The organism is Aurantibacter crassamenti, from assembly GCF_016811105.1.
GTDB classification, from domain to species: Bacteria; Bacteroidota; Bacteroidia; order Flavobacteriales; family Flavobacteriaceae; genus Aurantibacter_A; species Aurantibacter_A crassamenti.
The window spans coordinates 2,646,703-2,671,574 of sequence record NZ_JAFBGM010000001.1 but is presented as its reverse complement, the minus strand read 5'-3'; the positions used below and the strand labels follow the sequence as shown (position 1 = coordinate 2,671,574).

At 34.3% G+C, this 24,872-nt stretch carries 22 protein-coding genes and 1 other RNA gene; 10 read left to right on the top strand and 13 right to left on the bottom strand.

Annotated elements, in window-relative coordinates; genetic code table 11:
- Positions 1-31: 31 nt before the first annotated feature.
- Both moaA and JQC67_RS11080 read left to right on the top strand, forming a co-directional pair.
- Positions 32-1,015 carry a GTP 3',8-cyclase MoaA gene (gene moaA, locus JQC67_RS11085; RefSeq protein WP_203252871.1) on the top strand — a complete coding sequence of 328 codons (984 nt, stop codon included), beginning with the start codon at positions 32-34 and terminating at the stop codon, positions 1,013-1,015.
- Position 1,016: 1 nt separating this feature from the next.
- A complete protein-coding gene (locus JQC67_RS11080; RefSeq protein ID WP_203252870.1) occupies positions 1,017-2,237 on the top strand; it encodes a molybdopterin molybdotransferase MoeA in 1,221 nt (406 codons plus the stop codon).
- A gap of 3 nt (positions 2,238-2,240) precedes the next feature.
- Here JQC67_RS11080 and JQC67_RS11075 read toward each other — a convergent pair whose 3' ends face one another.
- The 7 genes from JQC67_RS11075 to JQC67_RS11045 are packed head-to-tail and all read right to left on the bottom strand — an operon-like array spanning position 2,241 to position 6,638.
- Positions 2,241-3,020 (bottom strand): sulfite exporter TauE/SafE family protein, encoded by a 780-nt coding sequence (locus JQC67_RS11075; RefSeq protein WP_203252869.1) that lies wholly within the window; start codon positions 3,018-3,020, stop codon positions 2,241-2,243.
- Positions 3,004-4,077: a HesA/MoeB/ThiF family protein gene (locus JQC67_RS11070; RefSeq protein ID WP_203252868.1), complete on the bottom strand. Its 1,074-nt coding sequence runs from the start codon at positions 4,075-4,077 to the stop codon at positions 3,004-3,006. Before JQC67_RS11070 ends, JQC67_RS11075 begins: the two co-directional genes overlap by 17 nt.
- Positions 4,074-4,670 (bottom strand): NTP transferase domain-containing protein, encoded by a 597-nt coding sequence (locus JQC67_RS11065; protein WP_203252867.1) that lies wholly within the window; start codon positions 4,668-4,670, stop codon positions 4,074-4,076. The genes JQC67_RS11070 and JQC67_RS11065 overlap by 4 nt, the downstream gene beginning before the upstream one ends.
- On the bottom strand, positions 4,654-5,127 hold the full coding sequence (gene moaC / locus JQC67_RS11060; RefSeq protein ID WP_203252866.1) for a cyclic pyranopterin monophosphate synthase MoaC: 474 nt from the start codon (positions 5,125-5,127) through the stop codon (positions 4,654-4,656). Before moaC ends, JQC67_RS11065 begins: the two co-directional genes overlap by 17 nt.
- 3 nt (positions 5,128-5,130) lie before the next feature.
- Positions 5,131-5,553 (bottom strand): molybdenum cofactor biosynthesis protein MoaE, encoded by a 423-nt coding sequence (locus JQC67_RS11055; protein ID WP_238934593.1) that lies wholly within the window; start codon positions 5,551-5,553, stop codon positions 5,131-5,133.
- Positions 5,550-5,792, bottom strand: a complete 243-nt coding sequence (locus tag JQC67_RS11050; RefSeq protein WP_203252865.1) for a MoaD/ThiS family protein — start codon at positions 5,790-5,792, stop codon at positions 5,550-5,552. The genes JQC67_RS11055 and JQC67_RS11050 overlap by 4 nt, the downstream gene beginning before the upstream one ends.
- Positions 5,793-5,834: 42 nt before the next feature.
- A complete protein-coding gene (locus JQC67_RS11045) occupies positions 5,835-6,638 on the bottom strand; it encodes a DUF6503 family protein (protein WP_203252864.1) in 804 nt (267 codons plus the stop codon).
- Between the two features lie 63 nt (positions 6,639-6,701).
- Between JQC67_RS11045 and JQC67_RS11040 the strand changes: the two genes are divergently transcribed.
- From JQC67_RS11040 to JQC67_RS11020, 5 genes are all read left to right on the top strand, one after another.
- Complete coding sequence (locus JQC67_RS11040; RefSeq protein WP_203252863.1) at positions 6,702-7,511, top strand: TrmH family RNA methyltransferase; 810 nt, start codon at positions 6,702-6,704, stop codon at positions 7,509-7,511.
- Between the two features lie 28 nt (positions 7,512-7,539).
- Positions 7,540-8,766, top strand: coding sequence for a M48 family metallopeptidase (locus JQC67_RS11035; protein ID WP_238934591.1), 1,227 nt, complete (start codon positions 7,540-7,542; stop codon positions 8,764-8,766).
- Between the two features lie 99 nt (positions 8,767-8,865).
- Positions 8,866-11,070, top strand: coding sequence for a RelA/SpoT family protein (locus tag JQC67_RS11030; protein ID WP_203252862.1), 2,205 nt, complete (start codon positions 8,866-8,868; stop codon positions 11,068-11,070).
- Positions 11,071-11,183: 113 nt separating this feature from the next.
- Positions 11,184-11,639 carry a Fur family transcriptional regulator gene (locus JQC67_RS11025; protein WP_203252861.1) on the top strand — a complete coding sequence of 152 codons (456 nt, stop codon included), beginning with the start codon at positions 11,184-11,186 and terminating at the stop codon, positions 11,637-11,639.
- A gap of 13 nt (positions 11,640-11,652) precedes the next feature.
- Positions 11,653-12,924, top strand: a complete 1,272-nt coding sequence (locus tag JQC67_RS11020) for an adenylosuccinate synthase (protein WP_203252860.1) — start codon at positions 11,653-11,655, stop codon at positions 12,922-12,924.
- Between the two features lie 55 nt (positions 12,925-12,979).
- On the opposite strand, the gene JQC67_RS11015 is transcribed toward JQC67_RS11020, so the two are convergent.
- The 5 genes from JQC67_RS11015 to JQC67_RS10995 all read right to left on the bottom strand — a co-directional run bounded on the left by JQC67_RS11015 (position 12,980) and on the right by JQC67_RS10995 (position 18,635).
- Positions 12,980-16,039: a PVC-type heme-binding CxxCH protein gene (locus JQC67_RS11015; RefSeq protein ID WP_203252859.1), complete on the bottom strand. Its 3,060-nt coding sequence runs from the start codon at positions 16,037-16,039 to the stop codon at positions 12,980-12,982.
- A gap of 184 nt (positions 16,040-16,223) precedes the next feature.
- Complete coding sequence (gene rny, locus JQC67_RS11010; protein WP_203252858.1) at positions 16,224-17,792, bottom strand: ribonuclease Y; 1,569 nt, start codon at positions 17,790-17,792, stop codon at positions 16,224-16,226.
- A gap of 73 nt (positions 17,793-17,865) precedes the next feature.
- Positions 17,866-17,976, bottom strand: a non-coding RNA gene (gene ssrS / locus JQC67_RS11005) — 6S RNA.
- Between the two features lie 54 nt (positions 17,977-18,030).
- Positions 18,031-18,327 (bottom strand): cell division protein ZapA, encoded by a 297-nt coding sequence (locus JQC67_RS11000; RefSeq protein ID WP_203252857.1) that lies wholly within the window; start codon positions 18,325-18,327, stop codon positions 18,031-18,033.
- 17 nt (positions 18,328-18,344) lie between these two features.
- Positions 18,345-18,635: a hypothetical protein gene (locus JQC67_RS10995; RefSeq protein WP_203252856.1), complete on the bottom strand. Its 291-nt coding sequence runs from the start codon at positions 18,633-18,635 to the stop codon at positions 18,345-18,347.
- Between the two features lie 204 nt (positions 18,636-18,839).
- Here JQC67_RS10995 and JQC67_RS10990 point away from each other — a divergent pair, with 204 nt between their 5' ends.
- From JQC67_RS10990 to JQC67_RS10980, 3 genes are read left to right on the top strand one after another with little or no spacing between them, the layout of a single operon-like run.
- The gene (locus tag JQC67_RS10990; RefSeq protein ID WP_203252855.1) at positions 18,840-20,531 is read left to right on the top strand and encodes a M23 family metallopeptidase; all 1,692 of its coding nucleotides are present in this window, start codon (positions 18,840-18,842) and stop codon (positions 20,529-20,531) included.
- Positions 20,532-20,536: 5 nt separating this feature from the next.
- Positions 20,537-23,005, top strand: coding sequence for a carboxypeptidase-like regulatory domain-containing protein (locus tag JQC67_RS10985; RefSeq protein WP_203252854.1), 2,469 nt, complete (start codon positions 20,537-20,539; stop codon positions 23,003-23,005).
- Positions 23,006-23,028: 23 nt separating this feature from the next.
- Positions 23,029-23,697 carry a hypothetical protein gene (locus JQC67_RS10980; RefSeq protein WP_203252853.1) on the top strand — a complete coding sequence of 223 codons (669 nt, stop codon included), beginning with the start codon at positions 23,029-23,031 and terminating at the stop codon, positions 23,695-23,697.
- A 19-nt stretch (positions 23,698-23,716) separates the two neighbouring features.
- Here the strand turns inward: JQC67_RS10980 and JQC67_RS10975 are convergent, their stop codons facing one another.
- Positions 23,717-24,865, bottom strand: a complete 1,149-nt coding sequence (locus JQC67_RS10975; RefSeq protein ID WP_203252852.1) for a cysteine desulfurase family protein — start codon at positions 24,863-24,865, stop codon at positions 23,717-23,719.
- Positions 24,866-24,872 lie beyond the last annotated feature (7 nt).

The following is a 24,872-nucleotide window of genomic DNA, read 5'->3' as shown; positions in this document are numbered from 1 at the left end:
CGTACTTTGCACTATCTCAAATTTATAATACGTGACTGATTCTTTCAATAGGCAAATAGATTACGTGCGAATCGCCGTTACAGACCGGTGCAATCTTCGTTGCTTTTATTGCATGCCAGCTGAAGGTATCGTTTACGAGCCTAAAAAAGATTTGCTGAGTTACGAAGAAATTACTCGATTATTAAGAGTTCTGGGACAACTTGGCTTTAGCAAAGTACGTTTCACAGGTGGTGAACCATTTTTACGTAAAGATTTTATTAAACTTCTAGAACATACTGCCGAAATTGATGCTTTCAATTCCATTCACATTACTACTAATGGTACGCTTTTACAAAAGCATATTGTTAGGCTTAAAGAATTAGGTATCACTAAAATTAACTTAAGTATTGATTCATTAAATGCTGAACGTTTTCATAAAATCACCCGTAGAAACGATTTTGAAAAAGTGATGCAGACTTTTCATTTATTAATTGATAACGGATTTCAAGTAAAACTGAATGCTGTTATTATGAAAGGAATAAATACTGAAGATATCATTGCATTAGCTGAACTTACAAAGAATTATAATGTTGATGTTCGTTTCATTGAAGAAATGCCTTTTAATGGTGGGTATAAAGAAAATCTTGAAATGTATTCCGCCAAAGATATTTATGCCGATTTAAGAGCACATTATTCAGATTTAAAAGAAATACCCAGTAAACATGGCGACACGGCTAATTTACTTTCTGTAGCGGGCTATAAAGGTAATATTGGCGTTATTGCTGCATTTTCTCGAACCTTTTGTAATACTTGTAATAGGTTGCGAATTTCTGCAAAAGGTAAAATAAAAAGTTGTTTGTATGACGATGGCGTTTTTAACATTCGTGATTTTATGCGTGCAGGAGTTTCTGATGCCGATTTAGCTGATAAGTTTTCTGAAATTATTCGATTAAAGCCTAAAGATGGTTTTGAAGCGGAAAAAATGAGAAAAGCTCCAGAAACAGCAATGCAAAGTATGAGTAGTATTGGAGGATAATATGGAAAATTCATTTATCACGTATCAACAAGCACTTGCAATACTAGATGCTAATGTTAGCAATTTTAATGTTGAAACTAAAAATATAGAAGCTTGCATTGGACATTATCTTGCTGAAGATTTAATTGCTGATCGCGCCTTCCCTCCATTTGACCGAGTTACAATGGACGGAATTGCTATACTGCACGAGCAATTTAAAAATGGGCAACGTGAATTTAAAATTGAAGCTGTGGCCCCAGCAGGAAGTCCTCAAAAAACATTACAAGAAAAACAAAATTGTATTGAGGTAATGACGGGTGCTATTTTACCCTTTGGTGTAGATACCGTGATTCGCTATGAAGACCTTATACTTGATGAAGAAAAACAAATTGCTACCATTGATGTTGATGCATTAAAATTTAAGCAAAATATACATTTCAAAGGCATTGACATTGCTCAAGGAACTTCAATTGTACCTAAGGGCATACAATTATCTAGTGCTGAAATAAATATAGCTGCATCTATTGGCAAGGCGAGTTTAAAAGTGGTTAAACTACCTAAAATGGTACTTTTTTCAACCGGAGATGAATTAATTCCCATACACGAAACGCCTGAATTACACCAAATTCGGAGGTCGAATGTTTATGGCATTCAAGCTACTTTAAAAGAATGGGGCATTAATGCTGAACTTCAACATTTACCTGATGACAAAGCGACCATGCTCAAAATTATTTCTGCATATCTAAAGCAGTTTGATGTACTCATTTTTACAGGAGGTGTCTCTAAAGGGAAATTCGACTATTTGCCTGAAGTTTTAGAAACCCTTAAAGTCAAGAAGCATTTTCACAAAATTCAACAACGACCAGGAAAACCATTTTGGTTTGGCACCAATGCTGCTGGAAAGAAAATTTTTGCATTACCGGGTAATCCTGTATCCTCTTTTGTTTGTACTTATGTTTACATTCAATATTGGCTTGCTAAATCTTTGAGAATTCCACAGAAACCACTGTTCGTACAATTAAAAAAAGACATTAAATTCTCACCTAATTTGGTCTACTTTTTAGAAGCAACACTTGAAAGCACAACAAAAGGTACTTTGGTAGCTGACCCTCAAAATGGGAATGGCTCTGGAGATTTTGTCAATTTGGTTAAAACTGACGGTTTATTAATTCTACCACAAGATAAAAGTGAATTTAAAAAAGGGGAAGTCTATCCTTTTTTAAGGTACAGACGTGTTTTTTAAGTACTAATAGTTTATTTGCAAACCATTTATTAGTAGTACGCGAATACCTACAATCAAGACCAATACTGCTGTAATTAATTTAATGCTCTTACCTGTAAATTTATTTAAACTCATGCGAACTCCAAGTTGCCCACCAATTAATACGGCTACAATAAGGGCAATGGCTTCTATCCATGGAATTTCAAAAGTACCTCTAGTTACTAGTCCTACAATTCCTGAAATGGAATTCACCAAAATAAAAAAACTGGCTAAAGCTGCAATTTTAATTGATTTATCCCATTTCATATAATTCAAAATAGGCGCCAAAAATATTCCTCCTCCAATACCCACCAAACCTGAAAGTAGTCCGATACCAGCACCTAAAATATAAGTGACGTAGGTCGGATAATTGGGGTTCACTTCTTCCGACTTTATTGAATTTGAAGATTGTAAAATTAATGCCAAAGCTGAGACTATTAGCGCACCCCCTAGAATAATAAAAAAGATATGTTCTTGTAATCGAAAACGAGCGCCAATAAACGCAAAAGGAATACTCGTTAGCACAAATGGAAGAAACTTCTTAAAATTAAGATGCCCATTTTTATAGAACAAATAACAACTACCTGAAACAACTACTAGATTACAAATGAGTGCCGTACTACGAATAGCAAAAAAACTTACAAATACTAAAGTTAGAATAGCTAAATAACTAGATCCACCTCCAAAACCGACTGAAGAATATAGTGTTGCGACAATAAAAAAGCCGATGCATAATAGAATTAAGTTCTCAATAGAGATTAACATAGGTATTCAATTTACGCATTCCACCTTCTACATTCACAAATGTTTTATTCGGATACCATTCTTGCAAAAGCAACAAGGCTTTTCTACTTCTAACTCCTGATTCACATACTAAATATACAGGTTTGTTCAAATCGATTTCAGTATGCCGTTGTTCCAATTCTGATAATGGAATATGTTTGGCTAAACTTAAGTTTTTATGCGAAAACTCTTCTGAGGTTCTAACATCAATTAATTCGATATTTGTGTCAGATAATAATGGAACTAATCCAACCGCTTCAATAGAATTAATAGTGGCATCGCAACTAAATTCATACGATTCTGCTAAGGTTTTAATCTTAGTATTTTGATCTACAAGCTTAAACTTGATCTTTTGATACGATTGTTCAAGTGCACTGAAAATCAACAATTTTCCGGATAAAACTTCGCCTATGTCAGTTAGGACTTTTATAGCCTCTAAAGCTTGTAAATTTCCGATTATTCCGGGTAGTATTCCTAAAACGCCATGCTCATTACAATTTGGCACTTCATCCGCCTTTGGCATATTCGGAAAGAGACAGCGATACGTTGGCCCTCCTTTATGATTAAAAACGCTCACTTGCCCTTCAAAACCATGTAATGCCCCGTAAACAAAAGGTTTATTTAAAATAACACAAGCATCATTTACTAAATAACGTGTCGGAAAATTATCTGATGCATCTACCACCAAATCATAATCTGAAATAAATTTTAAGGCATTTTCTTTAAATAAAAATGTATTGTACCCTATTAAATTAGTGTTGGAATTTTGAGCCTTCAACCTTTCTAGAATGGCATCATTTTTTTGTCGACCAATGTCAGCTTCATTATAAATTACCTGTCTGTGTAAATTACTTTCTGAAACCGTATCATGTTCAACAATTCCCAAATTGCCAACACCCATAGCATTCAGGTATGTTAATACAGGAATACCCAACCCACCAGCTCCAATTACTAAAACTTTTGCGTCTGACAATTTCTGCTGCGCAATTGGGCCAAAATCTTTTAAAATCTCTTGTCTATGATAACGCTCGGCGCTCATATCTCAGAAAGTTTTACCAATGCTTCTTTATACTCTGCTTCTGAATTTGCATTTAGAATTACATTCTTGTTTTTTGGAAAAACCAATTTTGTATCGTTATTAATTAAGAATTTTCGTGGACAACTTCCATTTCCGGCCGTTAAATAGTTAATCGCTTTTTTTAAAGCATGCGGTTCCCAAATTGCACATAATGGTTCTGCTAAAGGATTCTCTTCATTTGCGAAAGCTGTTGCAAATTTATCAGCATCACGAGCTTCAATTAATTCAATTAATGCTGGCAAATCAATCAACGGTAAATCACAGGCCAAAACTAACCAAGCTGCATCTTGATCAAAACTATGCGCTGATAAAATTCCATTGAAAGGCCCTCTAAATTTATCTTCATCGGCAATAGTTGCAAAACCAAAAGGTGTATTTTTCTCTTGATCCGCCCGAAGACTAATAAATGTTTGTGCACAAACTTCACTTAAGAGCTGATACAAATGCTCACGTTGCGGAATTTTATGATATTCAATCAAACCCTTGTCAGTGCCCATTCGGGTACTTTTTCCACCTGATAAAACCAACCCATTAAGCTTAGCGATTGAAGTCATTTTTACCTCCTGATTTTTGTTCTAATTGAATTTCTGAAATTTTAATATCATGCGATAGTACTTTGCACATATCGTAAATGGTCAATGCAGCAATTGAGACTCCGGTTAGTGCTTCCATTTCTACTCCTGTTCGCTCAGTACACCGCACTTTGCAAACGATATGTAACGAATTCTCGCCAGGCTTAATATCTATCTGAACTTTTGACAGATTAAGTTGATGACAAAGCGGAATTAATTCTGCAGTTTTTTTTACTGCCTGAATTCCGGCAATTACAGCTGTTTGAATAATACTTCCTTTATGCCCTAAAAAATCTTGCTTTGTTAATGTTTTAAAAACATCCGTTGGAAATTGTACTTTACCTGAGGCAACAGCACTTCGCGTACTTTTTTGCTTTTCTGAAACATCAACCATTGAAGCATTACCGGTTTCATCTATATGTGTTAGTTTGTTTGACATATTTTAAGGATGAGCCGAAACCCAAACAGTTTTATTTTTAAATATTTCTTTTTTCCAAATAGGTACGGTTTCCTTTAGCGTATCAATCATATAGCGACAAGCAGCAAAACATGCATCTCGGTGACCCGATGAAGCTCCAATTACTACTACAGGTTCTTCTACACCTTTAACCCCAACGGCATGTCGAATAACTACCTTGTTTAATTGCCATTTCGCAATAGCTTGATCAGCAATTTTTCGCATTTCTTTCAAGGCCATTGTTTTGTAGGTTTCAAACTCTAAAGAAACTACTTCTTCATTATTGGTAAATTCTCTAACCGTACCAACAAAAACGCAGATTCCCCCACTCAATGGATCTGAGAGTTCTCTATAAACGCCGTCAACCTCTAAAACGTCAACTATTTCTATGATTGGTTCTTGCATCATCCTCCGCTTACAGGTGGAATTATTGCTATTTCATCGCCACTCTTAAGAAGCACTTCATCGCCTGCATATTCACTATTTACAGCAATAGCCAAAGAAGTTAATTTCTGAAAATCAGGATATTCAGCAGACAAAAATAACTTTAGTTCTGCTACAGATTGTGGTACGCTAGATTGGTCGGATAAATCAATATTTGATTCACCAACAATGTCTTTAGCAATGCCAAATAATAACAATTCCATACTAATTCAAATTGACGCTCAATTTACTTAAAAATTAGCGATTTACTTCGTCCTTGGCACCACTTTAGCATTTTCAGGTATCGCATAAAAATCGTCAGATTTAACTTTCTCACTAATTTGAACATTTTCAAATTTTACAGTTTTGGATAATTCATTAATCTTTCGCCCATCGCTAGTGTACCAACTTATAGAATTAGGTAGCTTCATTTTACTAATTTCATTCCAATCATTATAATGAATCCATTTAACATCATTTGACTTTTCTCCACTTCTATAGGTAACCGTATAGCCTAGCCATGCCATTTTAAATGTATCAGAATCATAATGTAAATAATACTCATCTTTAGAAGATATGCCAACATTATCGCTAAAACTTACGTGAACTCCCGGATAGCTTTTTCCTTCAAATACTAAATCTTCAGTTTCTGAAAAATGAATTCCTTTATCTGCCATCACAAAAGGCATACTAAAGAAATAAAACATCAAATTATGATAGAAAATTGGGTCTCCTTTGTAATTTCCTTTGGGATCTAGCAACCATATATCTTTTCCATTGGAACCAGTTGCCCAATCTGAAGTTTCTATTTTTTCTTTTCTTGTATATAAATCTATAGTATGCGTTTCTGCAGCATTCGGTTTTGGTATGGTAAAGCTCAAGGTACGCTGATTCTTCCATTGTTTTAGTCCGTGAGTTTCAAAAACTTTAGTAATATTTGCTGTTGCGCTATTAACATCTTTTGTAGCATCTACTTTGACCGGCTTGTCAATAGCTGGTTTCTGTTTCTCAGAATTCTCTTTACAACCAAAGACAAGTAATAATAATACTATTGATAAAATACGTTTCATAATTTTGCAGTTAATTTGAAATGCATTTGTCGAACGCCTTTCCTTTTCTTTACATTTGTTTTGATGGATGAATATAAACAAATCAGTAGTCTGCAGAACGCCTTAGTAAAAAAGATTCTTTTACTAAAGGACAAATCACGTGAACGCAAAAAATCAGGATTATTTGTAATTGAAGGATTGCGAGAATTGCAATTGGCCTTAAAAGGAAATTATAAGATTAGAACGCTACTTTTTCACGAAGAACTAATTGCAAGTGAAATCATTTCTAAGCTAGCTCTAGAAAGTCAAAACACAGAATTAATTTCTTTATCAAAAGCTGTTTATCAAAAATTAGCATACCGAGAAACTACTGAAGGTATCATTGCAGTGGTTGAATCTAAAAATCACGGTTTAAGTACATTAAACTTCAATAAAAAAAACCCGTTAATATTGGTAGCTGAAGCCCCTGAAAAGCCTGGGAATATTGGCGCTATGTTACGTACGGCAGATGCGGCAAATATTGACGCCGTTATTATTGCAGACCTTAAAGGTGATTTGTACAACCCAAATGTTATTCGTTCTAGTGTTGGTTGTGTTTTCACTAACACAATAGTTACTGCAACTTCAGAAGAAGTGATTGCATTTCTTAAGAACAAGAATATTTCTATTTATACAGCTTCATTACAGGCGTCAAAAAACTACTTAGATATTGACTTTTCTGGAGCTTCGGCTATAGTTATGGGAACTGAATCAACTGGATTAACGCCAATCTGGACAAATAACACCGACCAAAACATCATTATACCCATGAGTGGTCAAATAGACTCTATGAACGTTTCGGTATCGGCTGCAATACTTATCTTTGAGGCGAAAAGACAGCGAAAATTAAATTAAGCGTTGCTCACCTAATTAAATTTAAAATTTGAACTACCTCTTTTATATCATTGTCACTATTCTAGTTCTTCAATTCATACTTGAAACAGTAATGAATTATTTAAATGCGAAGCGTTATGGCGACCCTGTACCCAGCGAGTTAGCTGATGTTTTTGATGAAGAAGAATACAGAAAATCTCAAGATTACAAACAAACCAATTATAAGTTCGGACTATTAACTTCTACTTTTTCGATACTGCTAACATTAGTTTTTTTAATTTTCGGAGGTTTTGAATGGGTAGACCAATTAGCCCGAAGTTTCTCTGAAAACCCAATCATAATCGCTTTAATTTTCTTTGGAATTGTTATGATAGGCAGTTCTGTTTTAACTACTCCTTTTTCGTATTACCAAACCTTTGTGATTGAAGAGAAATTTGGTTTTAATAAAGCTACCCCCAAACTTTTTATTATTGATAAACTAAAAGGCTGGCTTATGTTGGCTGTAATAGGTGGTGGTGTTCTCGCACTTATAATCTGGTTCTTTCAGTGGGCAGGCAGTAACTTTTGGCTTTATGCATGGGCTGTTGTAGGCGTTTTCTCAATTTTTATGAACCTATTTTATAGTCGATTGATTGTACCACTTTTCAATAAACAGACACCACTTGAAGAAGGTGAATTAAAAAATAAGATTAATGCATACGCCGAAAAAGTTGGTTTTGAATTAAAAAATATTTTTGTGATTGATGGATCTAAAAGATCCACCAAGGCCAATGCATATTTCTCAGGATTTGGAAGTGAAAAAAGAGTCACCTTATATGACACTTTAATAAATGATTTGAATGAAGATGAAATAGTGGCTGTTTTGGCACATGAAGTAGGTCATTATAAAAGAAAACATATTGTTTTCAATATGATAACATCGCTTCTTTTAACAGGTCTAACTCTTTTTCTATTATCCCTTTTTGTTAACAACCCTAGTGTTTCATTAGCAATTGGCGTTTCTCAAACTAGTTTTCATGCAGCATTAGTAGGTTTCGGAATTTTATATAGTCCTATTTCTGAACTAACAGGTTTGGTAATGAATTACCTGTCTCGCAAATTCGAATTTCAAGCAGATGATTATGCAAAAAATACCTTTGCAAGCAAGCCATTAATTACTTCCTTAAAGAAATTATCTAAAAACAGCTTGAGTAATCTAACACCACATCCGGCTTTTGTTTTTATGCATTACTCACATCCTCCTTTAATAGAAAGAATACGTAACCTTAGGGCTTAACACCGCTTTTTCGTTTCATTTATACGTTTGTCGGCTATTATTACAGTAGGCATAATTTTTGTTGTCTAATAACAAATATCGACGTATTTTTAATATAGTATGACGCAACTGGAAATAGAAAAAGAGAATAAACAAATTGCCAAGCAATACAAAGAATTGTTGGGTATCAGTTATCAGACTTTGACTGATGATGATAAGAAACTGATACGTTCGGCATTTGAGGTTGCCGTTGATGGTCATAAAAATCAACGTAGAAAATCTGGTGAAGCCTATATTTTTCATCCCATAGCAGTTGCCAAAATTGTGGCTTCAGAAATTGGCCTTGATGCTACTTCTATTGCTTCAGCATTGCTACATGATGTTGTTGAAGACACTGAATATACGTTAGACGATATTGAACGCATGTTTGGTGAAACCATTGCTAGAATAGTTGATGGTTTAACTAAGATTGCCCACCTTAAAAAGGACATGAGCACCTCACAACAGGCTGAAAATTTCAGAAAAATGTTGCTGACCCTGCATGATGATGTGCGCGTAATTATCATAAAAATTGCGGATCGTTATCACAACATGCTCACTATGGATGCAATGCCTGAGCACAAACAAGTGCAAATGGCATCAGAGACCTTATATATTTATGCCCCTTTAGCGCACCGTATTGGCTTATATAATATCAAAACTGAACTTGAAGATCTTAGTTTAAAATATACTGAACCCGATGTCTATAAAGATATTGCTAGTAAAATAGAGGAGTCTAAAGAAGAGCAACAAGCCTATATTGATTCTTTTTCTAGCATTATTGATACCACATTAAAAAAGGAAAAACTAAACTATTATATAAAAGGCAGAATGAAATCAATTTTTTCCATTCGGAAAAAAATGAAAACGCAAAATGTTACATTCAATGAGATTTATGACAAATTTGCCATTCGCATCATATACAAATCAGACATACGCAATGAGAAGTTCATTGCTTGGAAGATATATTCAATAGTTACCGACCATTTTACTCCAAACCCAGTGCGCTTAAGAGATTGGATTTCATCTCCTAAATCTACAGGTTATGAAGCTTTACATATTACGGTTATGGGTCCCAAAGGCCGATGGGTTGAAGTTCAAATTAGAAGCGAACGAATGCACGAGATTGCTGAAAAAGGGTACGCAGCACATTTCAAATACAAACATGGTGACCAACAAGAACAGGGAATTGAAATATGGTTGAATAAATTACAAGAGGCTTTAGAAAGCTCAAACACCAATGCTGTTGATTTTGTTGAAGAGTTTAAACTCAATCTCTATTCAAAAGAGATATTTGTTTTTACACCTACTGGGGAGCTTAAATCACTACCAAAAGGTGCAACTCCACTAGATTTTGCATTCAATGTACACACAGAAGTTGGACTCAAAACACGTGGTGCAAAAGTTAACGGAAAACTTGTTCCGTTAAACACAACCCTAAATAGTGGTGATCAGGTTGAAATAATGACTTCTGACCAAGCGCAACCAAATCAAAACTGGCTAGACTATGCCACAACTGCTAGAGCTAGAGCTAAAATAAAATCATCATTACGTGACGAGAAAAAATCGATTTCGCTTGACGGAAAAGAAACGTTACGTAGAAAATTAAAATCTCAGAAGATAAAATTAGGTGAAGATGTTGTCAATAAAATGGTTGCTCATTTTAAATTAAGCACCAGCCTTGACCTCTTCTACCGAGTTGGTATTGGTGTGATTGACAACCAAATGATAAAAGATTTTGCTTCATCATATAATAATGCCTTCATCAGCTTCTTTAAAAATAAGATGCGGAGAAGTCCGGTGCCAGAAAACATCGAGAAAGAGGAATTCACCTCTAAGTATGATATGCTGGTTTTTGGCAAGGAAGAAGAAAAACTAGAATACAACCTATCTCCTTGTTGTAACCCCATTCCTGGTGATGATGTTTTTGGATTTGTTAGTATTAATGAAGGCATCAAAATTCACAAAAAGAATTGTCCGAATGCAATTTCATTACAAGCTCACTACGCTTATAGAATAATCAGTGCCAAATGGATTGACTCTTCACAAGAAGAGTTCAAAGCTATCATTCAATTAACAGGTATTGACAACCTAGGTCTTATTAACGAAATCACTGAGATAATTTCAGATAATCTTAATGTGAATATGCGCAATTTAAATTTTAGCACTGATGGCGGCACCTTTACAGGGAAAATTACCGTGGTTGTTAAAAACAAAGCAATGATAAAGATACTCACAGAAAAATTACGACAAATTGACGGTATAGATAAGGTAAGACGCTTATAACATTCAGTTAAAAATACAATTGTATAAAACAGGTTGAAAACTTTCGATCCTACACCCTAATCTATTTTGAAATATAGCCGTACATTTACATCTTTGACGGCATTTGCACCATCATGGCTAAAAACAAAAATCAAGAAATAGTAAAAAGCGTATTCACCTCTTTCTTAGGGGAAAACGGGCATAGAAAAACTCCCGAACGTTATGCTATACTTCAAGAAATTTACGAAAGTGAAGATCATTTTGATATTGAATCATTGTATATCAAAATGAAGAATAAAAATTATAGGGTAAGTCGTGCCACCTTATATAATACTATAGAACTATTATTGGAATGTAAATTGGTGCGCAAGCATCAATTCGGCAAAAATCAAGCTCAATATGAGAAATCATATTTTGACAGGCAGCACGATCATGTTATCTTAACGGATACGGGTGAAGTGATGGAATTTTGCGATCCAAGAATTCAATCTATCAAAAAAACAATAGAAGAAGTTTTTGATATTAAAATCAACAACCACTCGCTCTATTTTTATGGCACAAAGAACAAAGATGAAAGCACTAACCAATAATTGCATTTAATACATGGCGGTAGATTTACTGTTAGGCCTCCAATGGGGCGACGAAGGAAAAGGAAAGATTGTTGACGTACTCACCAAGAATTATGATATCATTGCCCGTTTTCAAGGTGGCCCAAATGCTGGGCACACTTTAGAATTTGACGGAATTAAGCATGTATTACATACAATTCCCTCTGGTATATTTCATGATAACGCTGTAAACGTTGTTGGAAACGGAGTAGTTATAGATCCAGTTATATTTAAAAAAGAACTTGACAATTTAAAAAAGTTCAATCTTGATATTAAATCGAAATTATTTATTTCAAGAAAAGCACATTTAATTTTACCAACGCATCGTTTACTAGATGCAGCCTCTGAAGCTTCAAAAGGTAAAGCTAAAATTGGCTCTACTTTAAAAGGAATTGGACCAACCTATATGGATAAAACGGGCCGAAACGGAATGCGTGTTGGTGATCTTGAACTTGACAATTGGCAAGATAAATATCGTGCTTTAGCTGATAAGCATGAAAGCATGATTGCCTATTACGATGTTGATCTTGAATACGATCTTAAAGAATTAGAAATAGAGTTTTGTAAGGGTGTCGAAGATTTAAAAAAACTCACCTTTATTGATAGTGAAGAATATTTATTTCAAGCACAACGTGAAGGCAAGAAAATATTAGCAGAAGGTGCTCAGGGATCTTTACTTGATATTGATTTTGGAACGTACCCGTTTGTTACATCTTCAAATACAACTGCTGCTGGTGCTTGTACTGGTTTAGGTGTTGCACCAAATAAAATTGGTAAAGTGTTCGGAATATTCAAGGCTTACACTACTCGAGTTGGTAGTGGCCCCTTCCCTACTGAGCTATTTGATGAAGATGGTAAAACAATGGCACGTGTTGGTAATGAATTTGGAGCTACCACTGGCCGCCCAAGACGTTGCGGTTGGTTAGATTTAGTAGCCTTAAAATATGCTGTTCAAGTAAACGGTGTTACTGATTTAATGATGATGAAAGGCGATGTTTTAAGCGGATTTAAGACCCTTAAAATATGTACCGCATATAATTATCAAGGTAAAGAAATTTCACATTTTCCTTATAACATTGAACCTGAAAATGTTACTCCTATTTATACTGAAGTAGCAGGCTGGGAAGATGATTTAACAAAAATGAGTTCTGATAACCAATTGCCAGCTACATTGAATTCGTATATTGACTTTCTAGAAAAGGAATTAGAAGTGCCAATTACTATTGTTTCTGTAGGACCTGATAGAACTCAAACAATACACCGATAAGAAATATTCTTACAACTTTTTGAATTGCCCTTTATTTTAAAATAAAGGGCAATTTTTATTTAGAAGCCACAATTTCGTTTTCTTTTACTTTTAATGTGGTTAGATATTCAACTAAATCAACAAGTTCTTCTTGAGACATTACTTTGTGCAAACCTTCAGTCATTAAAGAATTCTCCATAGCCTCAAGTTTTGTTATTTTATTTAAAGCTAAAGTCTTTTGAGTATTGCCCATCATTTTAAGTGTTAGTTCTTCTTCTGTTTTACTTAAAATATAGCCTGTATAGGTTTTACCATCATTCATTTTTACAGTGTAGCCTTCAAATCCAAAACTTATACCAGCACTTGGCTGCGTTATATTAGAATATAAAAATCCTTTTGAAAGTTTGTTTCCAATATCGGTAAGTGCCGGTCCAAATTCAATTCCTTTATCACCAGCCACATGGCAAGCAGCACAATAAGTAGTAAAAACTTCTTTACCCTTTACAGCATTTCCACTTTGTTCGACTAGAACGTCAATATCAAGTGATTCATTAGCATCTTGCTCGATAAATTTAGCAACATTCTTTCTTATTTTTTCGTCACGACTATTCATTAACTTTAAAACAGCAGTGGTTTTGTATGCCTCATGTAATTGATTATTCTCAAGCATATCATAAAGTCCGTGTCTACCATCCCAGGTATTTCCTAAAGCTTCAACGGAACGCTTTTTTAATGCTACACTTAAATTTTCACTCTTTAAACTATTAAACAAAATGTCAACAGCTATTGAGTCGTTGATGTTTCCTAACAACGTCAACAATTCCATTTTTTCAGATTCCGAAGCATCTGATTTCAGCATTGCTTCTACCAACCCTTTTCCATTCGATTTAAATAATAATGCAGCCGCCTCATTCTTTAAATCTTCATCTATATCATTTTTAGAAACTACTCTAAACAATGATTCTCGCTGATCGAAAAGTTCTAAATTCTTAAGTGCCAATAGCCAACCCGGAGTGCCTTCTACACTCGGTAAAATACTTTTTACTATTCGTATATTCTTCGCAGAACTATTGACAAAATCAGGATCAAGTTGCCCTACCGCGAGTGCCTTTATTGTTTTTTCATGTGGATGTTTTAAACTCAGAAGATTTAAAATTAACTTGTTTTTATTCGGATGATTTTTAAAACTTAGGGCTCTAAAATAAGAAGGCAATAGATTCTCATCTACCTCCATTGCTTTTATCATATTTAGTAGCATAGATACAGAAGATTCTGCGGGCACACGCCAAACTACTTCTTTTCCTGCGGGATTCATCCAATCATCACCAACTGATTTTTTCCAAGTATTAAAATATAAATCAGGGAATTTATCTGCACCAATACCGAGCGCCTCTAAATACCATCTATTCATATCTATATGCTGATTAGCAAGTTCTGCCCACAATGTTGCTGCTTTTTCTGTACCAATATAGCGCAATGCAATTGCCGCTTCACGTCTCACCTGAATTGATGGATCATTTACAATAGTTTCTACATACTTCTCTAAATTTTCAACATCTAAATATCGTGCCATCCGTAATCCTTGCATTCTAAATTTTGGATCCGAGTCATTCAAAGCTTCATAAATATACTCAGATGTCTTTTCAGGAATTCTAACGGCAAGCCACAATGCTCTTGCTTTTGCGGTTCCACCTTTAGCCATTATTTCTTTTAAAGTGGACTCCGCATTAGCACCTAAAGAATGTATTTTTTGCCATGATTGATATAAAACATCCATGTTATCAGAAACTAGACCTTTGGCTGCTCCTTCAATTGTGCTAAAATCATAGGTAGTTGGTTGATATTCTTCTGTTGTGGCTAATCGATAAACTCTGCCTTGAACTATATCTTTCGCTCTATGACCACCTACTCCTCCATCATACCAATCAGAAATGAAAATGGACCCATCAGTTGCCACGGTAACATCAGAAGGTCTGAACCAATCGTCTTCACTTTTAACAAGATTCTCAATTGTTGCTGCATAACCAGCTTCATCATCTTTTATAATGTAGGATCGTACAACATTATGACCAGGTTCACAATGAATCAATTGATTTTGAAAGCGCTCAGGAAGCATTTTATCTTCATACATCAAAATACCAGTTGGGGAACCCGAACCCGTTTGCAATAGATTTGGAACTGTACCAGGATCATTCAAGTGCCAATGCCGATACGGTATTTCTTTTTCCCATCCAGTTCGTCTTTCGCGCCAACTACCACCAGTAATTTGATCTTTATAACCATAATTACCATACTCCATCAAATAATTAATACGCACACCCCTATTTCCATCGTCATCATTATCTGATTGCCAAATGCCCCCATATGAATCAACGGTCAATTCATATGGATTCCTAAAATTATTTCCTAGAATTTCAATATTGCTTCCGTCCATTTCCATTCGAAAAGCCATGCCCTCTCTATAAGGTTTTCCATCTGCAGAAATAACATCACCATGAATATCTTTTATCGCATTGCCATCTTTATCTAATAATTGTTTTCCATTATTTCCATAATTAAAATACAACCGTCCATCGGGTGCAAAAACAAAAGCATGCATTCCATGGTCATGATCAACACCTTCAATTCCCGTAAAAAGCACTTCTTTATAATCAGGAATATCATCACCGTCTTTATCCGTAAAAACAAAAACTTTTGGGCTTACAGAAACAAATACTTTATTACCTAAAACTGCAATACCTAATGCAGAGTTTACATCTTCACCTTGATAAAATACTTTTGAGGTATCAGCTTTACCATCACCATCAGTATCTTCTAAAATTAATATGCGATCACCTTTGTCATTGTATTCGTTATCAGCATTGGCAAACAAACGATAATTTCTACCCTCACAAACCCAAATTCTACCTTTGGCATCGATTGCCATATTTGTTGGGTTAGCCAACATTGGTTCGCTTGCAAACAAACTCAATTTAAGTCCTTCTGATATGTTCATTGACGCTAAGGCGTTTTCTGGCTTGCGCTTATCAGCTTCTGATAAAGTATTATAATCAATGGTAACATTCTTCTTTTCATTACAGGAATTAATGGCAATACATAATACAATTAAGCCTGCTACTTTTACTAATTGGTTCATAAAAAGGTGTTTCACTAAAATTAAGGAAAAAGATAAAACCAACTCTGCTATTTCTCAATTAAGTATATGAGAAAATAGACTAAACAATTTTACTATAATTTATAGTTTTTTGAAAGGAATACAGCATTACATTAAACAAAAAGAGGGGCCTTGTGGCCCCTCTTTTTGTTTAATGCAAATTAATTTATCTAGCTACATTCACTGCACGTGTTTCTCGAATTACAGTAACTTTCACTTGACCTGGATAAGTCATATCCGTCTGTATTTTTTGTGAAATTTCAAAAGATAGTTGTGATGCTTTTTCATCACTTACTTTTTCACTTTCAACAATTACCCGAAGCTCTCTACCGGCCTGAATTGCATATGCTTTTTGAACACCTGCGAAACCGAAAGCAACTTCTTCTAAATCTTTTAATCGTTGAATATAAGAATCTAAAACTTGTCTTCTTGCACCTGGTCTAGCACCACTAATAGCATCACATACTTGTACTATTGGTGAAATTAAATTTGTCATTTCAATTTCATCATGGTGAGCCCCTATTGCATTACAAACATCTGGCTTTTCTCCAAATTTCTCAGCCCATTGCATTCCAAGAATTGCATGTGGTGTCTCAATCTCAGTTTCTGTATTTGGTACTTTTCCTATATCATGCAACAGACCTGCCCGTTTTGCTAATTTTGGATTCAATCCTAATTCAGCAGCCATAATACCACACAATTTAGATACCTCTCTCGAGTGTTGTAATAAGTTTTGACCATAAGAAGAACGATACTTCATTCGACCAACTGCACGCACCAATTCAGGATGTAAACCGTGAATACCTAAATCAATTACAGCACGTTTACCAACTTCAACAATTTCTTGTTCAATTTGCTTCTCAGTCTTTTTAACTATTTCTTCAATTCTAGCGGGGTGTATTCTTCCGTCTGTAACTAATTTATGTAACGACAATCGAGCAACTTCTCTTCGTACCGAATCAAAACAAGAAAGAATAATTGCTTCTGGAGTATCATCTACTATAATCTCTACCCCGGTAGCTGACTCAAGTGCTCTAATATTTCTTCCTTCTCTACCAATAATTCTACCTTTAACATCATCAGATTCAATGTTAAAAACTGATACACAATTCTCAACAGCTTCTTCTGTACCTACTCGTTGAATTGTATTTATTACAATTTTTCTAGCCTCTTGCTGTGCTGTAAGTTTTGCTTCTTCAACTGTAGTTTGAATAAATGCCATTGCTTCAGTTTTCGCCGTTTCTTTTAACGACTCCATCAACTGACCTTTTGCATCATCAGCTGAAAGTCCTGATATAACTTCTAACTGTTGTACTTTACTTGAATGTAGTTTTTCAAGCTCAGACTGCTTCTTCTCTAAAAACTCATTTTTATGTTCAACCTCTTTAAGTTTATGACCTAATTGATCATTTAACTTCTTGTTTTTAGCAAGTTCATTACTGATTTGAGATTCTTTATCTCGCGTACGTTTCTCAGCTTCATTTATCTTCTTGTCTTTATTGACAATGACCTTTTCATGCTCAGCTTTGAGTTCAAGAAATTTCTCTTTTGCTTGAAAAATCTTGTCCTTTTTAATGTTTTCGGCTTCTATTTTAGCATCTTTTATGATACTAGCAGCGTCATTTTTGGAATTGGCAATCGTTTTAGACGCTTTGCCTTTTTCCATAAATTTGGCTATTAAAAAACCTATAACTAGTCCTACAACGACCGCAACCGCTATTGTGGTATTATCCATATTCTATAATTAAAATGACCTCGGTTTTACGAGTTTGATAAAAAAAAAGCCCACATTGGAGAGAGTTTTGAACAAACTCCAAGAAAACAGGTTTAGGGCTACCAAGCTGATCAAGGATCCTTATACAAGTAAGGCTTGCTTTTACAACTTAAACTCACCCTTTTTAAAAAAATAAATGTTGAGTTTGTCAAAAGATATTACCAATGTGGGCAGTAACTAATCTATTTTAAAGAACGTTTTATTTCAAACCAAGCTTTGAACTTATCAAATCATCAAGAGCAGACAAACGATCTAACGCCTCTTCTGATCCTGTTAATGTATCAATACCACGCTGCTCTATTTTAGATGCAAACTGAAGTGCGCACATAGCTAACACATCTTGTTTATCTCGAACCGCATAGCTTTGTTCAAATTTTTTTGCCAACTGTTCAATATTTTTAGCGGCTTTACGCAACCCTTCTTCTTGACTTGGGTCAATAGTGAGTGGGTATACCCTATCTGCAATAGAAAGCTTTATCTTGAGCTTTTCCGCCATTATCTATTCAACTATAATTATTCAGCCAGTTGGGCAATACAATGATCCAATTCTCGAATCAAAGTATTTATTTTAAGCTTAGCTTCTGTTTTATTTGTATTACTGCCAAGCATCGAATTTGCTAGAACTAGTGACTTGTACTTCTCTTCCCATTCAGAAACAGAATTTTTTACATTTTGGTGATTGTTCTTAATAGAGTTCAACTCATGCTCCAATTTGCTATTAGCTTGATTTAAAAGCTCTAGCTTATGCAACAATTTGCTTATTTTGTTCTCTAGTGAGTCAACAATTTTGACCAATTCGCTCATCTAACTAAACTCAATGCGTTATACACAAAGTTAACATACATCTTACAATTTAGCAATGCTTTTTGTAAATATTCTTAAAGTAATACTTTAACAATACAACAGGTTGATATTTATTCCGTTAAAATGATGGGCTGATATTTATTGAGAATCACTTTTTTTGTTATCAAAGTGTTTAATTACCTTCGCCTTACCTTGATTTTAATTATGAAAAAAACCGCATTTGGTTTACTATTTCTATTGTGTGCAGTTGTAATGGCACAAGATAAATATCCGACGGATACTTTTAGATCCCCTATGGATATTCCGCTAATATTAGCAGGTTCTTTTGGTGAACTTAGGTCTAATCATTTTCATTCTGGCATTGATATTAAAACCCAACAAAGACAAGGATTACCTATTTATGCTATTGGTGAAGGCACAGTTACTCGCATTAAAATAGCCCATTGGGGTTATGGAAAAGTTATTTACATAGCTCACCCAAATGGCTACACTTCAGTCTATGGTCATTTACAGAAATTCTCTCCTGAAATAGAAGCCTACATTAAAAAAGTACAATATCAAAAAAAGTCATATGAGGTTGAAGTATTTCCTGATTTTGGTGAAGTGAAAGTTGAAAAAGGTCAGATAATTGCTTACGGTGGTAATTCCGGTAGTTCATCAGGACCCCATTTACATTTTGAAATTAGAAGTAGTGTTAGTGAAAAACCAACAAATCCGCTGCTTTATGGTTTTGACGTACTAGATGCCACAAACCCAAGTTTGGTCAAAATTTTTGGATATGCGCTTTCAGAAAATGCTCAAATAAATCAAAGCAATAATAGAGCTGCAATAAATTTTAAAAGACAAAAAGATGGTACTTTCTTAGCAGATAAGGTATCTGCTATTGGTACAATTGGCCTCGGAATCGTTGCCTTTGACCGCCAAGATTTAGCAGCCAATAAAAACGGATTGTACTCCGTAATGCAAACAGTTAATGGCAGAGTCTATTCTGAATTTGATTTTGAAACCTTTTCATTTACAGAATCTAGATATATAAACACCTTTATTGATTATGATTATTATGGAAGGTATCGACAAAAAATTCAAAAATTATTCAAAACATTAAGTAACAAGCTAAGTATTTACAATCAATTGTACAGCGATGGAAAGATTGAAATTAAAGAAGGACTTGATTACAACGTTGAATTATTAATTAAAGACTTTCATGGTAATAAGGTAAAAGTGATAATTCCGATTCAAGGAAAAAAAGAGACACTTAAAAGTAATGATCAAGAAGAAAAAACCGATAATTACATCATTGCAAAAAAACCAAATAACTATGATTTAGGTGCTGCCAAAGTATATTTTCCTTCAAATACTTTTTATGATAATTTTTATATCGACCTCAAAAAAGGTAATGATACAGTTACCATTCATAATAGTCGAGTAGCTGCCCATAGAAATTTTACAATCACTTTTGATGTCTCAAAATATTCTACGCAAGAACGAAAACAATTATTTGTTGCGCGCTTGGGTAAAAAGAACAAACCGAGCTATGCTTCTACTTTTAAAAGAGGTAAAACTTTTACTACACGCACTAGAAATTTAGGCACCTATACTTTAGCCAAAGATTCTGTTGCTCCAAAAGTAAAGGCTTCAAATTTCAAAGAAAAACAGTGGTTGAATAATTATAGTTATTTAAGGCTTCATATTTCGGATGACCTTAGCGGTATTAATACGTATTCAGCAACCTTAAATGGGGAATGGATTTTGATGGAATACGAACCTAAAAAGAATTCTTTGACTTATAATTTTGATGATAAAATTCTAGACAAAAAGGAATGTAAATTAGAAGTTGAAGTAACTGATAATGTTGGAAATAAAACTATCTTCACTAGCACGTTCCACAGAAAATAAATGGTTTGAAGTATCTGAAAACCTTTTTACTGATACTAATTATTCTACCCTCAATAAATCTTTTAGGGCAGTCAGCAATTATTACTGGTGTTGTACTTGATGAGGCAAACCAACCTGTTTCTAAAGTAAATATTCAATCTCAAAATAGTGGCACATTTACTGATGAAAACGGTTTTTATTTGCTTCACATTATCGCTGAAAATGAGACATCAATTACCTTTTCTTTCTTAGGATTAAAAAATGTTGTTGTTGAGAATCTTATTCTAAATACCAATGAAATTTTTGAATTTAATCCGATAATGAAGATTGATGCCATTCAGGTTGATGGTGTTACAGTTACTCCAACTGGTGAAAAAAGCGTGGAAGGCGTTACGACCATTCCACCAAGTTTGGTGCGAAAAATTCCTGGTGCAAACGCAGGAGTTGAGAATATCTTAAAATTACTACCGGGAGTATCCTCTAATAATGAACTCAGTACACAATATTCAGTTAGAGGTGGTAATTATGATGAGAATTTAGTGTACATCAATGAGATTGAGGTGTATCGCCCGTTTTTAATTCGGGCTGCTCAACAAGAGGGGTTGAGTTTTGTGAATAGCGACCTCACACAGAGTTTGAAATTTTCTTCTGGAGGTTTTCAGGCTAAATATGGCGACAAACTTTCTTCAGTACTTGATATAACTTATAAAAATCCAACTGATTTTGAAGTACAACTAGATTTAAGTTTTTTAGGAGCAAGTGCCTCAGTTGAAACACTTTCTAAGAACAAAAAGTTTGGTAGTATTACCGGCATGCGGTATAGAAATAATAGTCTCTTAGTTAATAGTCAACAAACTAATTCTAATTTCAATCCAGTTTTTATTGACTTACAAAGTTATTCTACCTATCGTTTTTCAAATAAATTTGATCTGAGTTTCCTTGGCAACGTTTCTGTAAATGATTATCAAAATGAACCGCTAAAAAGAGAAACAAATTTTGGCACTTTAAATCAACCAAGAACACTTAATGTTTATTATGAAGGCAATGAAAATAATAAATACAGTACAGCCTTTGGGGCTTTAAAAGGCAATTACCAATTAAACGACAACCTACAACTTAAGTTAATATCATCAATTTATCACACTACAGAAGAAGAGTATTCAGATATTATTGCCGCTTATGAATTGGGTGGTATCACCACAGATTCAGAAACTGATTTTTTAGGGGATTCTAATGCATCACGGGGCGTTGGATCGCAATTGAGTAGAACTAGAAATGATTTAGATGCCCTCATTTTCAATTTACAACATAAAGGAATTTATAGTAAAAATGAGGCCAAATTAGAATGGGGTGTAAAATTTACGCATGAAGATATTCGAGATCAATTACGGGAATCAGAATTTATAGATTCTATTGGTTTTAGCATTAGACCTCCATTCAAAGAGTTTGAAAACAATGAGCCTTACGAACCTTATACTGGTGACCTAATTGCCTACACCAGCCTTAACGCTACTAATTTTATCAAGACAAATAGGTTTACATCTTTTGCCCAGATTAGCAACAGAACCCAATGGGGAGAAACTGATGTATATTACAATTTAGGAATTCGTGGACATTTATGGACGGTCAGTGGCACAAACGTACCAAAAGTAACACAAAGTGTTTTTAGCCCAAGAGCACAATTTGCTATAAAACCCAATTGGGAAAAAGATATTCTTTTTCGTTTGTCTGGCGGAGTTTACCATCAACCTCCGTTTTACAGAGAATTGCGTGATCGAAATGGTATTATTAATTCAAGTGTAAAAGCACAAAAATCTATTCATGCCGTTTTAGGTACAGAATACAGTTTTTTATTATGGGAAAGACCATTTAGTCTAACCAGCGAATTATATTATAAAGATCTTACAAATGTTAACGCATACACTTTAGAAGATGTTCGTATTCGCTACAGTGCCAATAATGATGCTGTAGCATACGTATATGGTGCTGAAATACGAATGAATGGTGCATTTGTGCCCGGTACAGAATCTTGGATTAGCATTGGTTATTTGCAAACAGAAGAAAATATAAATTCGCAAGGTTTTATTGCCAGACCTACAGACCAACGTCTTAAAGTTGGACTTTTGTTTCAAGATTATATTCCGACTATTCCCAATTTAAAGATGTACCTTAATTTGGTCTATAATACAGGAGTGCCAGGTGGATCACCCAGTTATGCCGATCCTTATATTTTTCAGAACAGATTAAACGATTACAAACGGGCAGATTTAGGAATTTCATATATTTTTGTAGACGCAGATAAAAATTACCCAAGAAAACATTGGCTAAACAAATTCAAAAATCTTAGTGTAGGTTTTGAATTGTTTAATATGTTTAACAATCAAAATTCAATTACCAATACTTGGGTGCGTGATGTTGATAGCAAAAATGAATATGCGATTCCCAATTATATGACAAGTAGAGTACTGAACCTAAGATTGAAAATGCGTTTTTAATAATGGACAAAAAAATAAGTTTTATGAGGAGTATAATTTTGCCATTATTTTTAATGGCTTCTTTTGTCTTAAGCGCTCAAAAGAATATTTATGAGAACGCAAAGTTTGACGAGTTGTCTTTCGAGCATCAAACCTTGGCTATTTTACCGTTTCTCACAAAACTTAATCTCGACGAAAAACTTTCAAAATTAGAGCTTGCAGAATTAGAAGAAAGAGAGGGCTATGCTGTACAAAATGCACTAGAAACTTATTTCTCTCAACGACGAAAAAAGAAAAAATTTTTAGTTGACTTTCAAAATGCTAAAGACACCAAAGCTATTCTAGCACAGAATGATATAACATACGAGAACATTGATATTTATACAACAAAACAGCTTGCTGAGATATTAGGTGTAGACGGATTGATTAGCGGCAATATAGACTTGACAATTCTTTTGTCTGAAGGAATACCTACGGATTTTAGCATACTTGATTATTTTTCTGGAGCTTCAGATTACGGTAGAATCGGAATTAAAATAAGTGATGGAATCACTGGTAAACTCCTCTGGAAATACGAAAAGAAAATTAACAAAAAGACTGGCAAAAACACTTTAGATCTTATAGATCAAATGATGAAACAAGCCGCTAGAAAATTCCCATATGATCGGGAAAGAAAAAAGGACAGAAAGAAAAGAGAAGACGCTAGCAATTAACGTACAATCCTTTAAAAGTTTATTTCATTACAAATTCTTTCAATACGCCAATTGTATAATCGATTTCAGTTTTTGTATTATAAATAGAAAATGAAAATCGTAAAGATGGTTTTTGCAAATCTTCTTCAGCTAGTATTTCATTTAAAACGTGAGAACCCAAATTACTACCTGATTGGCAAGCACTACCTTTTGAACAAGCAATTCCTTTTACATCAAGATTAAACAATAACATTAATGCTTTTTCAGGTGTCACTGGTAAATTAACATTGACCAAAGTATAGGTGCTTTTTTCACTATCCTCAGAAAGTCCATTAAATTTTACGCCAGGTATTTCTTCTTTTATCCTTTTAATAAAATACTTTTTTAAAGCTAAAACTTGCGCGCTTTCTGAATCCAATTTGTCATATGATTGTACAAATGCCTCTTCTAAACCAATAATATTATGATACGACTCTGTTCCTGCTCTAAAACCTCTCTCTTGAGAGCCACCAGAAATCATCGGTTTCAATCCACTATTTCTACGTAAATATGCAAAGCCTACCCCTTTTGGACCATGAAATTTATGTGCTGCTGCAGCCATGAAATCAATTGGTGTTTTTTGAACATCCCATGCATAATGACCTATAGACTGTACTGTATCAGAATGAATTAACGCATTGTTTTCTTTACACAAAGCACAAACAGCATCAATATCTATTTTGTTACCTATTTCATTATTAACATGCATTAAGCTGACTAATTTCTTAGAATCATCTTGCTGCAACAATGTTGTTAAATGTTTTAAATCAGGATTTCCGTTAGCATCTAAATCAACATAATTAACAGTTATTTTACCTTCTTTCTCTAAATCTTCTACTGTATGAAGTACAGCATGGTGTTCAATTTTTGTGGTAATAATTGTTTTAACATCTAAATCACGGACAGCACAACGCAGTATCATATTATCAGCTTCAGTACCGCCTGACGTGAAGATTATTTCAGATGGATGCGCATTCAGATACTTTGCGATTGTTTTTCTAGCCGTCTCAATCGCAGTTTTTGCGGTTCTACCAAAACTATGTGTTGATGACGGGTTGCCATAACATTCAGCTAATGCTTTCTGCATCTTGTCAATTACGGCTGGCCTAACACAGGTAGTTGCGGCGTTGTCTAAATAAACTGTATCCATTTGATTT